10 protein-coding genes are annotated in these 13,852 nt (G+C 67.5%); 6 read left to right on the top strand and 4 right to left on the bottom strand.

Features of this window, described 5'->3' with window-relative positions; genetic code table 11:
* Positions 1-54 precede the first annotated feature (54 nt).
* Positions 55-1,932: a molecular chaperone HtpG gene (gene htpG / locus QN347_RS17170; protein ID WP_322161313.1), complete on the bottom strand. Its 1,878-nt coding sequence runs from the start codon at positions 1,930-1,932 to the stop codon at positions 55-57.
* Between the two features lie 36 nt (positions 1,933-1,968).
* On the opposite strand from htpG, the gene QN347_RS17165 reads away from it, so the two are divergent.
* The 3 genes from QN347_RS17165 to QN347_RS17155 all read left to right on the top strand — a co-directional run bounded on the left by QN347_RS17165 (position 1,969) and on the right by QN347_RS17155 (position 4,246).
* A complete protein-coding gene (locus QN347_RS17165; protein ID WP_272482933.1) occupies positions 1,969-2,094 on the top strand; it encodes a hypothetical protein in 126 nt (41 codons plus the stop codon).
* A 25-nt stretch (positions 2,095-2,119) separates the two neighbouring features.
* Positions 2,120-2,425 carry a hypothetical protein gene (locus QN347_RS17160; RefSeq protein ID WP_322161311.1) on the top strand — a complete coding sequence of 102 codons (306 nt, stop codon included), beginning with the start codon at positions 2,120-2,122 and terminating at the stop codon, positions 2,423-2,425.
* A gap of 252 nt (positions 2,426-2,677) precedes the next feature.
* The gene (locus QN347_RS17155; RefSeq protein WP_322161310.1) at positions 2,678-4,246 is read left to right on the top strand and encodes an alpha-N-arabinofuranosidase; all 1,569 of its coding nucleotides are present in this window, start codon (positions 2,678-2,680) and stop codon (positions 4,244-4,246) included.
* A 295-nt stretch (positions 4,247-4,541) separates the two neighbouring features.
* On the opposite strand, the gene QN347_RS17150 is transcribed toward QN347_RS17155, so the two are convergent.
* On the bottom strand, positions 4,542-5,300 hold the full coding sequence (locus tag QN347_RS17150; protein ID WP_322164141.1) for a FadR/GntR family transcriptional regulator: 759 nt from the start codon (positions 5,298-5,300) through the stop codon (positions 4,542-4,544).
* Positions 5,301-6,050: 750 nt separating this feature from the next.
* On the opposite strand from QN347_RS17150, the gene QN347_RS17145 reads away from it, so the two are divergent.
* Complete coding sequence (locus QN347_RS17145; RefSeq protein WP_322161309.1) at positions 6,051-7,301, top strand: arsenic transporter; 1,251 nt, start codon at positions 6,051-6,053, stop codon at positions 7,299-7,301.
* Between the two features lies 1 nt (position 7,302).
* Here QN347_RS17145 and QN347_RS17140 read toward each other — a convergent pair whose 3' ends face one another.
* Both QN347_RS17140 and QN347_RS17135 read right to left on the bottom strand, forming a co-directional pair.
* Entirely contained in the window at positions 7,303-8,781 is a 1,479-nt protein-coding gene (locus QN347_RS17140) for an alginate export family protein (protein WP_322161308.1), read from the bottom strand.
* A 1-nt stretch (position 8,782) separates the two neighbouring features.
* Entirely contained in the window at positions 8,783-10,123 is a 1,341-nt protein-coding gene (locus QN347_RS17135) for a dicarboxylate/amino acid:cation symporter (RefSeq protein WP_322164139.1), read from the bottom strand.
* A gap of 358 nt (positions 10,124-10,481) precedes the next feature.
* Here QN347_RS17135 and QN347_RS17130 point away from each other — a divergent pair, with 358 nt between their 5' ends.
* Both QN347_RS17130 and QN347_RS17125 read left to right on the top strand, forming a co-directional pair.
* On the top strand, positions 10,482-12,245 hold the full coding sequence (locus tag QN347_RS17130; RefSeq protein WP_322161307.1) for a sensor histidine kinase: 1,764 nt from the start codon (positions 10,482-10,484) through the stop codon (positions 12,243-12,245).
* Positions 12,242-13,534: a sigma-54 dependent transcriptional regulator gene (locus QN347_RS17125; protein ID WP_322161305.1), complete on the top strand. Its 1,293-nt coding sequence runs from the start codon at positions 12,242-12,244 to the stop codon at positions 13,532-13,534. The genes QN347_RS17130 and QN347_RS17125 overlap by 4 nt, the downstream gene beginning before the upstream one ends.
* Positions 13,535-13,852 lie beyond the last annotated feature (318 nt).

The following is a 13,852-nucleotide window of genomic DNA, read 5'->3' as shown; positions in this document are numbered from 1 at the left end:
CCCGGCGGGATGGGGGGGCGGCCGCGGGCCCCCCCCCCCCCCCACGGCGCGGGCTCAGCCGAGCCCGCGCCCGAGCACACGCGTCAGCCGCGCCGAGAACGCGCGCGGATCGACCGGCAGCTCGCCATCGGCGATCCGCGCTTCGTCGAACAGCAGATGGGCGGCGTCCTCGCGCAGCGCCGGATCGGCCCCCTCTGCGCCGAGCTGCTCGATCAGCGGATGGCGCGGGTTGATCTCGAGCACGGGCTTGGCGGCAGTCTCAAGCCGGCCCGCGCCCGCCAGCAGCTTCTCGAGCTGGCGGTCCATCCCCGTATCGGGCGCGACGAGGCACACTGCGCTTTCGGTCAGGCGCTCGGACACGCGCACGTCGGACACCGCATCACCCAGCGTCGTCTTCACGAAGGCGATGAAGTCGTTGACCGTCTCCGATGCAGGCGGCGTCGGCTCGGTGCCTTCGGGAAGCGCGATCAGGCTGAGATCGGCAAGGCCCTGCGTCACCGACTTGAACGGCTTGCCGTCGAAATCCATGCCCGCGGCGGCCCAGAAGCTGTCGACATGATCGGTGAGCAGCAGCACCTCGATCCCGCGCGCGCGGAACCCCTCGAGCTGCGGCGACGAGGCGAGCCGGTCGAGATCGGGCCCGAGCGCGTAATAGACCGCGGTCTGGTTGTCCTTGAGGCCGGCGGCATAGTCCTTGAGCGAACGCCATTCGCCGTTCGAAGTGGTCGTCTTGAAACGTGCAAGGCCGAGCAGCGTCTCGCGCCGCGCATAATCCTCGTACAGACCCTCCTTGAGCACTGCACCGAACGTATCCCATAGCTTGAGATAGCGCTCGGTGTCGTTCGTCGAGAGCTTGTCGAGCTCGCCCAGCACGCGGTTCGACACGCCCTTCTGGATCGCGGCGAGCACCGGGCTGTCCTGGATCATCTCGCGCGAGACGTTGAGCGGCAGGTCGCTCGAATCGACGAGGCCACGCACGAAGCGCAGGTAGCGCGGCAGGATCTCGGCCTCGTCGGTGATGAAGACGCGGCGTACATAGAGCTTCATCCGCCCGGCGCGGTCGGGGTCGAAAAGGTCGAACGGCTTGGTCTCGGGGATGAAGGCGAGCACGGTATATTCGTGCACGCCTTCGGCGCGGTAATGCAGCGTCACCGCAGGCGCGTCGAACTGGCCCGCCACGCTGCGGTAGAAATCGGTATACTCCTCGGGGCTGATCTCGGCCTTTGGCTTGGTCCAGAGCGCGGCGCCGTCGGCGATCTGCTTGGGCTCGGCGTCGGGTGTGTCCTTGAGGAAGATCGGCACGGGGACATGGCCCGATTGCGCCTTGATCGTCCGCTCGATCGTGAAGGCGTCGGTATAGCTGGTCGCGTCGTCCTTGAGCTGGAGCAGTACGCGGGTGCCGCGCGCGGGCGCCTGGGCGATGTCGACGGGTTCGATCGTATAGGTGCCCTGGCCATCGGACGACCACAAGGCCGCAGTCTCGGCGCCAGCGCGGCGCGAGACCACTTCGACCTGATCGGCGACCATGAACGCCGAATAGAAACCGACGCCGAACTGGCCGATCAACTGGCTGCCCTCGGCATCCTTTGCGCCCGCAATGCGGTCCATGAACGCCTTGGTGCCCGAGCGCGCGATCGTGCCGAGCGCTTCGCCGAGCTCGTCCTCGCTCATGCCGATGCCGTTATCCTCGATCGTCAGGCGACGCGCTTCGGCGTCGAGCGTGACGGTGATGCGCGGCTGGCCGTCATCGCCGAGCAGGCTTGCGTTGCTGAGCCCTTCGTAGCGCAATTTCTCGCACGCATCGGCGGCGTTCGAGATGAGTTCGCGCAGAAAAACGTCTTTGTCCGAATAGACCGAGTGCACCATCATATGCAGCAGCTTGGCGACATCGGCTTCGAAGGAACGCGGGGTGGTGGTGGTGGTCGTCGTCATGGGGCCACGGTCTCTCCGGTTGATGAAGGCTGCGACATGGACGTCGCGCCGAGGCGTTTCAAGATCGCGCCGACCGACCGCGACGTGCATGTCGCCCGTCGCGACTTCCGCAATGCGTTCCGATGGTTGCGCGCCAACGTCTCGCGCTGGATTTGCAGATAGCGCCACCATAAGGCGCTCGGGCGCGTTGAGCGATCGGATCCAGGGCTTTCTCGCGGGGGAGGGGATCGACCGCTTTGCCGATCGCTACACGCTCGCGGGCAAGCCGCTATCGACGCGACACTCGCCGGGGATGGTCGCGGCAACCGCGGTGGCTGGTTTCGCCGCCACGCCGGGGCCGATCGCGGAGGCGTTTCTGCGGGCGCTGTGGGACATGCCGGTGCCGACGGGCGAGCAGCGCTATGTCGACGGAATGCTCCAATTGCTCAGCCTGATGCATTGCAGCGGCCATTTCCGCGTGATCGACGGGCCTGAGGGGGCGGTGCGGGGGTAGCGCCGCAATCGCGATGCTGCGTTCGACGACGTTGACGTCGCGGCTCCGCGATTATAGTCAGACAATAAAATCAAAAATGCAAGGCCTCGCGCGGGCCGTGCCGGGGGGGAGGGGGATGCGAGTCATGGTCACGACGACGACCGAGTCCGACCGGCGCATACGCCCGCCGCTGGACGCCGTGCCAGCCCTCGACCGCGCGCCGTGCGGAATCGCGCCGACAACCCCTCCCGTCTCCCCGCGAAGGAAACCCCGATGACCCGTCGTGCCGGATTTGCGCTCTCTCTCGCCACGGTGCTGCTCGCGTCGACCGCGGCAGTCGCCCAGGATGCCGCCAGCGACGCCACCGCGTCCGCCACGGTCCATGCCGACCGCCCCGGCCCGGTAATGGCGCGCCAGGTGTTCGGCCAGTTCGCCGAGCATCTCGGCCACGGCATCTATGGCGGCATTTGGGTCGGCGAAGGATCGAAGATCCCCAACGACCATGGCTATCGCCGCGACGTGATCGACGCCTTGCGCGCGATCAAGGTGCCGACGGTGCGCTGGCCCGGGGGCTGCTTCGCCGATGAATATCACTGGCGCGACGGCGTCGGCGCGCGCGGCAAGCGTCCGGTCAAGATCAACACCAATTGGGGCGGCGTCGACGAGGACAACGCCTTCGGTACGCCCGAGTTCATGGGCTTTGTCGAGCGGCTCGGCGCCGAGGCCTATGTCTCTGCCAATGTCGGCAGCGCGCCGCCGAGCGAGACCGCGCAGTGGGTCGAATACATGACCTCGCCCAATGGCTCGAGCCTCGCCAAGGAGCGCGCGGCGGACGGGCATCCCGCGCCGTTCAAGGTGCCCTATCTCGGCATCGGCAACGAATTGTGGGGCTGCGGCGGCAACATGCGCGCCGAATATGCCGCGGATCTGACCAACCGTTATGCGACCTTCGCCAAATCGGGCTCGGGCAAGATGCGCAAGATCGCCAGCGGCCCGAGCGATTCGAACTACGAATGGACCGACACGCTGATGCGGCTGTCGGGCAAGCATATCGACGGCCTGTCGCTGCATTATTACACGCGCCCGCGCGACGTGCACTGGAACGACAAGGGCGCAGCGCTCGGCTTCCCCGAGAGCGAATGGGCGAGCACGATGGCGCACACGCTCCAGATGGAGGAGTTCGTCACCAAGCATTCGGCGATCATGGACAAATACGATCCTGCCAAAAAGGTGTGGCTGGTCGTCGACGAATGGGGCACCTGGTACGATCCCGCGCCGGGCAGCAACCCCGGTTTCCTCGTCCAGCAGAACAGCGTGCGCGATGCGGTGGTCGCCGGGCTCAACCTCAACATCTTCGCGCACCATGCCGACCGCGTGAAGATGGCGGCGGTGGCGCAAATGGTGAACGTGCTGCAGGCGATGCTGCTCACCGACGGCGCCAAGATGGTCAAGACGCCGACCTATTGGGTGTTCGACCTCTATCTGCCGTGGATGGACGCGACGACCTTGCCGATCGAGGTCACGTCGCCCTGGTATCACAAGGATGCGGTGGCGGTGCCGGCGATCAGCGCATCGGCGGTGCGCGACACCGCGGGCCAGGTGCACGTCGCTCTGGTGAACCTCGATCCCAATCGGCCGATCCCGCTGTCCATGGCGCTCGCGGGGGTGAGCGCGACCAGCGTTACGGGCCGGATCGTCACCGGCGCGACGATGGACGCGCATAACAGCTTCGAGCAGCCCGATGCAGTGAAGCCCGTGGCGTTCACGGCGGCGCAGGTCGCGGGCGGCACGCTAACTGCGACGATCCCGGCCAAGTCGGTGGTGGTGCTCGACTTGCGCTGAGCGGGAGCGGCGCGTCACCGGCGCTGGGTCGGCGGTGACGCGTGTTCTCGAGGAGACGGGGATGCGCGCGACGATCCACTGTTGCGCAATGCCTTCGGCGCGTAGCAGTCGATAGCAGTCCAGCCGACCACGAATCAGGTCGCGCGATTGCAGGCCGCGCCAAGGTGTCGCGCTGGAGCGCCAGCCCGGGGATGCCAAGAGCGCCGTCACCCCGGACTTGATCCGGGGTCCATGCGAGACGGCCGCCATGCTCGACCGGCTAGCATCGATGCCGGATCAAGTCCGGCATGGCGCGTTAGACTGCCATCACGCTTTGCGTGTCCTCGAGCGCCAATTCGACCAGCCGCCGCATCGCCGCAGTCGCACCCTCGACATCGGCGGCGACGATCGCGTCATAGACGAGCACGTGATCGGGGATCGGATTGCGCGGCAGCGCGCGCATCCGCTGCTTGAACTGCGTCGTCCAGGCGACTGCGGCGCCGATCGAGGCGCTCATCACGACCAGCGCATCGTTGCGCGTCGCGCGCAGGATCGCATCGTGGAACTGGCGATCGGCCGTTCGGCCCGGCTCGGTCGCGAGCGAATGGCGGCGCATCGCGGCCAGCGCGTCCTTCATCCGCTTGATGTCGTCGCGGTCGCGCTTGGCAGCGGCGATCCCGGCGGCGGCGGGCTCGATGATCAGCCGCAGCTCGAACAGGCTGCGCACCAGCTGCGGATCGGGTTCGCCCGCAAACGCCCAAGCGAGCACGTCGGGGTCGAGCAGATTCCAGCGGTCGCGCGGCAGGACGCGCGTGCCGGTCTTGGGGCGGCTTTCGACCAGGCCCTTCGCGATCAGCCCCTGGATCCCCTCGCGATACGCGCTGCGCGACACGTCGAGCGTCTCGGCAAAGACAGTCTCGCTCGACAGCGTTTCGCCGGGGGCATATTCGCCCGACAGGATCGCGACGCCAAGCTTGTGGGCAATGGCGCCGCGCAGGCGTCTGCCCTTGCCGCGCGGCTGGCGTGCCAGAGGGGGGGAACCGTCTCCGGCGTCGGCATCGTCTGGCGCGATGATGGGGGCTTTAATCGTCACAGCCTTTCCCTCTAGCAGCGACGGCGCGCTTCGGAAACTGCGCCCACCACAGCGTGTCCGGCATCGTGTCAGCATGTTTACGGATAATCCAGCCTTTCGGTCAAAACGGCGCACCGAACGCACCGCCGCCGGGCGCAGGCACGATCGTCCAGAGCTGGCGCGGGCGGATCATGGAATCGCCGAGGTCGACCGCGAGCGGCCCCTAGAGCCAGTTTGCGGGCGGTGGTGCAGCTTCCTGCATCGCGCAAGCCGGTCGCGGCGGCGCTGGAAGATGCGGCGCTGAACGGGCAGGGAGGCCCTGCCTCAGCGGCCACCGAAGCAAAGAGCGCGCAATGGCGATCGACACCTGGCCGGGTCATCCCATCTCTCCCGAGACCGCTGCGCGTGGTGGCGGCTCGTCGTGGTGCATCGTGCAACCGGCGTTACGGGACGCTTCCGGGACCCGACTGCAGAAAAGGGTGACGCAGTCCGGCTTGGGTCAATAGTCCGACAACAGAATGTGGTTGTGCGGCGCGCAGCGCTCGAAGCGAGTTGCGGCAAGTTTCTGAATTCCAGTGAACTGAAAACGAAGGGAGCGGTTTAGGCTCGATGGTGGCGGTAGCGTTACGATCGGACACTTCAGGTCTGACGCCGGCGGGCCCTCTGTCCGTGTGAGCAGGAGCGTATGATGACGGCGAAGGGAGTGGCGGACGCCGAGACGCAGCTCGGCCCCGACAAGAATGGACGGCGTCGGTGATCCTCGCGAACGGCGCCACCTGGGGCATTTGCGCTGCCGCCACCGGCGCGGTGATCGCGCGACCGTTCCGCTTGTCCGAGGCGATCTGGGCGGTGGCCGGCGCGGTGCTGCTCGTCGTGTTCGGTCTGATGCCCGTTCCGGCGGCAGTCGCGGCGATCGGCAAGGGACTCGACGTCTATCTCTTCCTGATCGGCATGATGCTGCTCAGCGAAACCGCGCGCGAGCAAGGGCTGTTCGATTGGGTCGCGGCGACCGCGGCGATCAACGCCAAGGGCTCTTCCGCACGGCTTTTCTTGCTCGTCTATGCCACCGGGATCGTCACCACGACCTTCCTGTCGAACGACGCGACCGCGGTCGTGCTCACCCCCGCGGTTTATGCCGCGGCGCGCAAAGCCAAGGCCGAACCGTTGCCGCTGCTGTTTGCGTGCGCGCTGATCGCCAATGCGGCGAGCTTCGTGCTGCCGATCTCAAACCCCGCCAACCTCGTGCTCTATGGTGGGAAGATGCCGCCGCTCGGCCAGTGGTTCGGCTCGTTCGCGCTGCCCTCGCTCGCGGCGATCGTCGTGACTTATGCGGCGCTCCGCTGGATCGAGCGCAAGAGCCTCGCGGGATCGTGCGAATCCGATGTCGAGCGCACTCCGCTCTCGGTAGGTGGCAAGGCGGCACTCGCCGGGATCGTCGCGACCGCCGGCGTGCTGATCGGCATGTCGGCGTTCAACCTGTCGCTCGGCCTGCCGACCTGCCTTGCCGGGCTCGCGACGACGCTCGGCGTGTGCGCCCTGGCGAAGCGCTCGCCGCTCGCGCTTGCGGGGCAGGTGTCGTGGAGCGTGCTCGCGCTCGTCGCGGGGCTGTTCGTGCTGGTCGAGGCGCTCGATCGCACCGGCGTGATCGCGCAGGTCGCCGCAGCGCTGAAGGCGGCGGCGGCGAACCCCGTACAGGGTGCGGCGCTGTCGGGCACGATCCTCGCCTTCGCGTCGAACCTGATGAACAACCTTCCCGCCGGCTTGGTGGCGAGCACCGCGGTGGCGCAAGTCCATCCGCCGCGGCTGATCGTCGATGCGCTGCTGATCGGGGTCGATCTCGGGCCCAATCTGTCGATCACGGGCTCGCTCGCGACGATCCTGTGGCTCCAGGCGATCCGCCGCGAGGGCGAGGATGTCGGCTTCTGGCGCTTCCTCAAGGTCGGCGTGGTGACGATGGCCCCCGCGCTCGCCGCCGCACTCGGCGCGCGGCTGCTGATCGGCTAGGTCAGAAGCGGAAGCTCAGCCAGCCGGCGACGAAGTCCGAGCTGGCATAGCCTGCCTTCGTCAACGATGGCCCTGCCGCGAGATGCTCGTAGCGCCCGGTGAACGACAGCCGCGACGCGATCGACCAGACCGCCTGCACGCGCGCGACATTGCCGATCTTGCGGTCGGCGACGTTTTGCGTGCCCGTAAACGGCTGGCCGTTCGCGCGGTACACCGCGTCGCGCGCATCGTCGCGCCACGTCAGCTGATATTCGGCACTGACGCGCAGCTTCTTGACCGGCGTAAAGCTCACCGTCGGCGCGACCGCGATCAGGTTCGAGGGCGTGAGCGACAATTGATAGCTGTAATAGACGTTGTTGCCGAACGGCGCATAGGCGTTGCGCAGCGTGCGCCCGCCATAGCCGCCACCGCCGCTCGCATAATCGGCATGGAAGCCGATCCGCGGCGCGGCGGAGCTCTTCCCGAGGCGGTAGGTCTGCGCGAAGAAGCCGTGCCACGCATCGATCCGCTGCTCGATGAAATTGCCCCATTGATGGTTGAGCGTCCAGTCGATCGTCACCGGCCCGGCATCGCCCCAGACATGCACGCCGCCGTAGAAGCGCCGCCCCGGCCCGATCCGCCCGCCCCAGGTGCCGACCGAATTGCGCCGCCGCCACAGGAACGGGTCGACATAGAGCTTCGACCCGCCGAACCACTGCGTCGGGACGACCATGCCGAGCGTCACGCCCGAGAAGCGGCGCGCCGGATCGCTGATATCGTCCTCGACACCGAGATCGCCGTACGCCGTCGGCTTGAGGTCGAACACGTCGAGGCGGAAGCGGCCGGTGCGCGCCCAGGCGCGGATGCCGTTGAGCGTATAGCGGATCGTGTTGTTGTCGCGCTGCGAGACGAGCAGATTGGGGCCGTCGGTGAATTCCTGGCGGCCATAGCGGGCCCCGAGCGCGACGCCGCCGACATCGGCGGTCGCTTCGGCGAAATATTGCTGGAGCGTCAGCGCGTTGCGCAGCGTCGCCGCGGGCGCGCCGAGTTCACGCCCGCCGATTCCGCCATGCGCGACTTCGCCGTAGAGGCGCAGATGCGGCCCGAGATGGAGATCGGCGCCCGCAGTCAGCCGGCGGATGTCCTGCCGCTGGTGCGGCGTCTCGCGCAAGTTCGGGTTGCTCGTCATGTTGATGCGCAGCCGCGCCTCGCCCGAAAGCGTCAAATAGATTTGCCCGTCGTCGGCGATCGGGATGAACTTGATCCGATCGATCGGATCGTCGCGCTTGGCGGGATCGCGCAGCACGCGCCAATCCTCGGCCCAGCGCGACAGATTATAGCCGTTGGTGGTGGCGCCATCGCCCGCCGCCGCCGCGGGATATTCGGTCGCGGCGGGGCTTGCGGCAGGCGCTGCGGTCGCTTGCGCCAGTGCTGGCGTGGAAAGCAGCAGGGCAAGCGGGGTGGTGGCACGCAGCGCGCGCATCGGGTTCGGCTTGCGCATGTTATTCGGCCGGAACGGCGTCGGCCGCCATTTCGTCGACGCGCACGCTGCGCCCGGCGATCGCGCTGCGGAACTGCTCCATGTCGAGCTTGCCCTCCCAGCGCGACACCACGACGGTCGCGACCGCATTGCCGATGAAGTTGGTGAGGCTGCGGCACTCGCTCATGAAGCGATCGACCCCGAGGATCAGCGCCATCCCGGCGATCGGCACGCTCGGCACGATCGACAGCGTCGCGGCCAGCGTGATGAAGCCAGCGCCGGTCACCCCCGCCGCGCCCTTCGACGACAGCATCGCCACGCCGAGCAGCAGCAATTGCTGGCCGAGCGACAGATCGACGTTGCACGCCTGTGCGATGAACAAAGCCGCCAGCGTCATATAGATGTTGGTGCCGTCGAGGTTGAACGAATAGCCGGTCGGCACGACAAGCCCGACCACCGATTTGGGGCAGCCGGCGCGTTCCATCTTCTCGATCAGGCTCGGCAGCGCGCTTTCCGAACTCGACGTGCCGAGCACGAGCAGCAGTTCGTCCTTGAGATAGCCGATCAGCGTGAAGATCGAGAACCCCGCCCAGCGCGCGACCAGCCCGAGCACGACGATGACGAAGAGCAGCGAGGTCGCATAGAAGGTGCCGACGAGCATCGCGAGATTGGCGAGCGTCCCCGCGCCGTATTTGCCGATGGTGAACGCCATCGCGCCGAACGCGCCGATCGGCGCGGCCTTCATCACGATCGCGACGACCTTGAACACCGCGACCGAAATATCCTCGAGCGCGCCGAGCAGCTTCGTTCCGCGATCGCCGATCATCGCCAGGCCGATGCCGAACAGCACCGCGACGAACAGCGTCTGCAGGATGTTGCCCTCGGTCAGCGCCGAGAGGAAGGTGTTGGGGATGATCCCGGTCAAGAAACCGACCAGCGTCGTCGCATGCGCCTTGCTGGCATATTCGGCGACCTTGGTCGTATCGAGCGTGGTCGGATCGATATTGAGCCCCGCGCCCGGCCGGACGACATTGGCGACGATCAACCCGATGATCAAAGCGAGCGTCGAGAAGAAGAAGAAATAGGCGAACGCCTTGCCGACGACGCGCCCGACCGAGCCGAGATCGCGCATCCCGGCGATGCCGGTGACGATCGTCAGGAAGATCACCGGCGCGATGATCATCTTGACCAGCTTGATGAAGGCATCGGCGAGCGGCTGGAGCGACTCACCCGTCGCCGGATAGAAATGCCCGAGCAGGACCCCCGCGACGATCGCGATCAGCACCTGGGCATAGGTGTGGCGATACCAGGGGCGGCGGGGAGCAGCCGCCAATTCGGCGGCTGGGTGTTGCGAAATCGGGATCACGGCCTTCTCGTCCTCATCCAGGGGGAGCGCCTCTGACGGGCGGTTGAATATGCGAACAGTGTGCCGCGGTGGCGACCGCGGACGGCGCACAATTCGTGAATTTCGCGCAAAGCCATAGGATAGAAGCGTTTTCCGCTGGCGGGATGGCCGTGAACGCTTGATCGATATGCAATAATCGGGACAGAGACTGGCGACATTGTGCCGAAAGTTGCACATTGGTGTGCCACGCCTGCAACCGCAGCGTGTCGAAGCTGTTGTCCCATCGCCCGCTTGCTATGGCAGATCGATCGACCATGACCTGCGCTGCCCTTCGAAGCTTAACCCATCGTGCCGCGCGCGCCCGCCGGGCCGGCGGATGACGGCGCGCACGGCACTGGCGGCAGTCGGGCGCTCGATCGGGGTGCGCTGGGGGATCGTCGCGGCGATTCTGGCGATCGCGGCTGCTTTTGTCGCCGGACGCATTGCCGAGCAGCGCGTCGTCACGGCGCTGCACCAGCAAGTCGAGAGCGATGCCCGGCTCCGCGCGGCGCTGCTCAACGGCGAGCTCGCGCGGTTCCGCTTGCTCCCGCTGACGCTCGCGGACGATCGCGACGTGATCGCCGCGATCGGCGGGAGTGCGGCGGCAAAGCGTGCGCTCGACATCAAGCTCGAAGCGCTGTCGCGCGTGACTGGCGCGCCCGCCATCTATGTGATCGGCTCCGATGGCATCACGATCTCGGCGAGCAATTGGCGATCGGCGCAGAGCTTCGTCGGCGCCGACTATCGTTTCCGGCCGTATTTTCGCGATGCGCTCGCGCGCGGCGAGGCGAGCCAATATGCGCTGGGGACGGTGTCGGGGCACCCCGGCCTCTATCTCTCGCGACGAATCGCCAATCGCGGCGTCATCGTCATCAAGCTCGAGTTCGACCGGATCGAACGCGTCTGGGCGAGCGCCGGCGGGATCACGCTCGTCCGCAACCCGCTCGGCGTCGTGCTGGTGACGAGCCGGCCGGCCTGGCGCTTCGCCGCGACGCGGCCGCTCTCCGCGCGCGACGAAGCGCAGTTCCGCGGCGAGGCGCGCGTCACGCCAGCCGCACTCGCGCCTTTGCCGGTCGCGGCGGTCGATGGCGAGGATCGCTTTGTCGGGCTGGGCACGACCTTTCTCGCGCGCGCCGTGGTGACCGCGCAGCCGGGCTGGCAATTGCTCCTGCTCCAGCCGATCGACACCGCGGTCGCGGTCGCGGCCGCGCGGCGCGCCGCGTCGGTCAGCGCGGCGCTCGCCACGATCGCGCTCGCCGCGCTTGCCTGGGCGTGGCGCCAACGCGTGACGCAGTCGCGCCGCCGGACCGAAGACCTCGAACGCGCGGTCGCGCGGCAGACCGCCGATCTGCGGCGCGAGATGGACGAGCGCGCCGAAAGCGAAGCGCGTGCCGCCGAATTGCGCGAAGCGCTGCGTCAGGCCAACCGGCTCGCCGCGCTGGGGCAGATTACCGCGAGCGTCGCGCACGAGACCGCGCAGCCGGTCGCCGCGATCCGCACTTATGCCGCCTCGGGTGCGACCTTGCTCGATCGCGGCGCGATGGCGGAGGCGCGCGAGAATTTCGTCAGGATCGGTGGGCTGGCGGAGCGGATCGGCGCGGTCACCGCGCAGCTCCGCGGCTTTGCGCGTCGCCAGACCGGAGAGATGCGGCCGGTCGACATCGCCGAGGTGATCGACGGTGCGCTGCTGATCCTCAAGCAGCAACTCCGCGGCGTGGCGCTCGATCTTCCGACGATCGCGCCGCACCTCGCGGTGATCGGCGGGAAGGTCCGGCTCGAGCAAGTGCTCGTGATCCTGATGCAGAATGCGGTGGAAGCGATTGCGGCGTGCGAGACACGGCAGATCGCGCTGACCCTGGCGAGCGACGCCACGCACGTCCGGCTGGTCGTCGCGGATACCGGGCCGGGCGTGTCGGCCGAAATCGCGGAGCGCCTGTTCACCCCGTTCGTGACGTCGCGGCCGCAAGGATTGGGGTTGGGGCTGGTGATCGCGCACGACATCATGGTCGAACTCGGCGGAACGCTTCGGCTGCTGCCGGGTGAAGGCGAGGGCGGGCGTGGGGGCGGGGCGCGTTTCGAGATCGGGATGCGGCGCGCGTGAGAGAGACCTCCGCCCCGCTCGAGGTCGCGCTGGTCGACGACGACGACGATCTGCGCGCGGCGACGACGCAGTTGCTCGAGCTCGAGAGATTCAGCGTCCGCGCCTTCGCCGATGCGGCGAGTGCGCTTGCGGCCATCGGCGCGGACTATCCCGGCGTCGTCATCACCGATGTGCGGATGCCGGGTATGTCGGGGATCGAACTGTTCGGCGTGTTGAACGCGCGCGATCCCGAATTGCCCGTCGTGCTGATCACCGGGCATGGCGACGTCGAGATGGCTGTCGGCGCGATCAAGGCAGGGGCATGGGATTTCCTGACCAAGCCGTTCGATCCCGAAGCGTTGCTGGCGGCGGCGACGCGCGCGGCGAAGGCGCGGGCGGTGTTCCTCGAGAACCGGCAGCTCCGCGCCGCGGCCGATGCCGAAGCGGGGGATGCGTTGATCGGCGCGACGCCCGCGATCGTCCGGCTGCGCGGGATGATTCCGGTCCTGGCCGATGCCGCGCTCGATATCGTGATCGAGGGGGAGCTTGGCACCGGCAAGGAGCATTTCGCGCGGCTCGTTCACCGCGCAGGCCGGCGCGCGCGACATCGCTTCCTCAAGATCGACTGTGCGACGGTGACGCCCGCGCTGATCGAGCGCGAGCTGTTCGTGCGCAACGGCGTCGTGGCGCGCGCCGACCGAGGCACGCTGTTTCTCCATAACCTCGAATGGGCGAGCGACGACTTCCAGAACCGGCTCGTCCGGCTCGCCGAGACGCGGGCGGTCGCGCTCGAGGCGCGCGATCCCGATCCGGTCGACATCCGGATCATCGCCGCCGTGCAGGCGGGCGAACGCGACCGCGTGTTGCCGGCCTTGTTCCATTTGCTGGCTGGCGTCCCACTGCGCATGCCGCCTTTGGCCGAGCGCAGCGCCGACATCCCGCTGCTGTTCGCACATTTCCTGGCCCGCGCAGCGCGGACGCATGGCTGCGCGATGCCCGCTGTGGCGGATCATGCCTATCGCCTTGCCGGACACAGCTGGGCCGGCAACGTCCTCGAACTCGAGAAGACCGCCGAGCGGATCTGTCTGGGTCTCGATGAGAGCGGGGGGGAGCCCGACATGGCGCTGGCACCCTTGCCGGCCCGGCTCGATGCGTTCGAGCGCGCAGCGATCATCGATGCTGTCACTGCCGCCGATGGCGAGATCGCGCTCGCGATCGAGCGCCTGCAGCTGCCGCGCAAGACCTTCTACTACCGGGTAAAGCGGCTCGGCATCGATCTCCGAGCCCTGCGGCGACAGTCCGGCAGCTGATTCAGGGCCGGGAGGGGGCGGTCCGAATCAGCAGGTGGCCGGTTGTCCTGCGACGGATGGGTGGCGAAGCAAGGCCGAACCCGAGCGTTTCTGCGGGATTGACGCGGGATTGCAAGAAAAGTGCAAAAAAGGGTTTGACCGAATCAGGGGTGCCGCCTAGAGGGGTGTCACCGCAGCGACGGACCGGACGGTTCGCTTCTGCAGTCACCAAATTGTCGGCGCCGAGGGGCTCTTTGAAAAGGGGGCATTTCCTTAGCGTCGGTATTTTGCGCTCTTTGACATTGTCGGTTTAGATGAAGGGACATGTGGGCGGCGGCT

This window comes from Sphingomonas sp. 10B4 (assembly GCF_035019905.1).
Taxonomy (GTDB): Bacteria; Pseudomonadota; Alphaproteobacteria; order Sphingomonadales; family Sphingomonadaceae; genus Sphingomonas; species Sphingomonas glacialis.
Note: the sequence above shows the minus strand (reverse complement) of the source record. Positions and strands in the feature narration are given on the sequence as shown.

Bases quoted from the DNA above. Each gene is read 5' to 3' on its own strand.
- QN347_RS17140 (WP_322161308.1), bottom strand. From the start codon at position 8,781: ATGCGCAAGCCGAACCCGATGCGCGCGCTGCGTGCCACCACCCCGCTT.
- QN347_RS17130 (WP_322161307.1), top strand. From the start codon at position 10,482: ATGACGGCGCGCACGGCACTGGCGGCAGTCGGGCGCTCGATCGGGGTG.
- QN347_RS17155 (WP_322161310.1), top strand. From the start codon at position 2,678: ATGACCCGTCGTGCCGGATTTGCGCTCTCTCTCGCCACGGTGCTGCTC.
- htpG (WP_322161313.1), bottom strand. From the start codon at position 1,932: ATGACGACGACCACCACCACCACCCCGCGTTCCTTCGAAGCCGATGTC.
- QN347_RS17165 (WP_272482933.1), top strand. From the start codon at position 1,969: ATGGACGTCGCGCCGAGGCGTTTCAAGATCGCGCCGACCGACCGCGAC.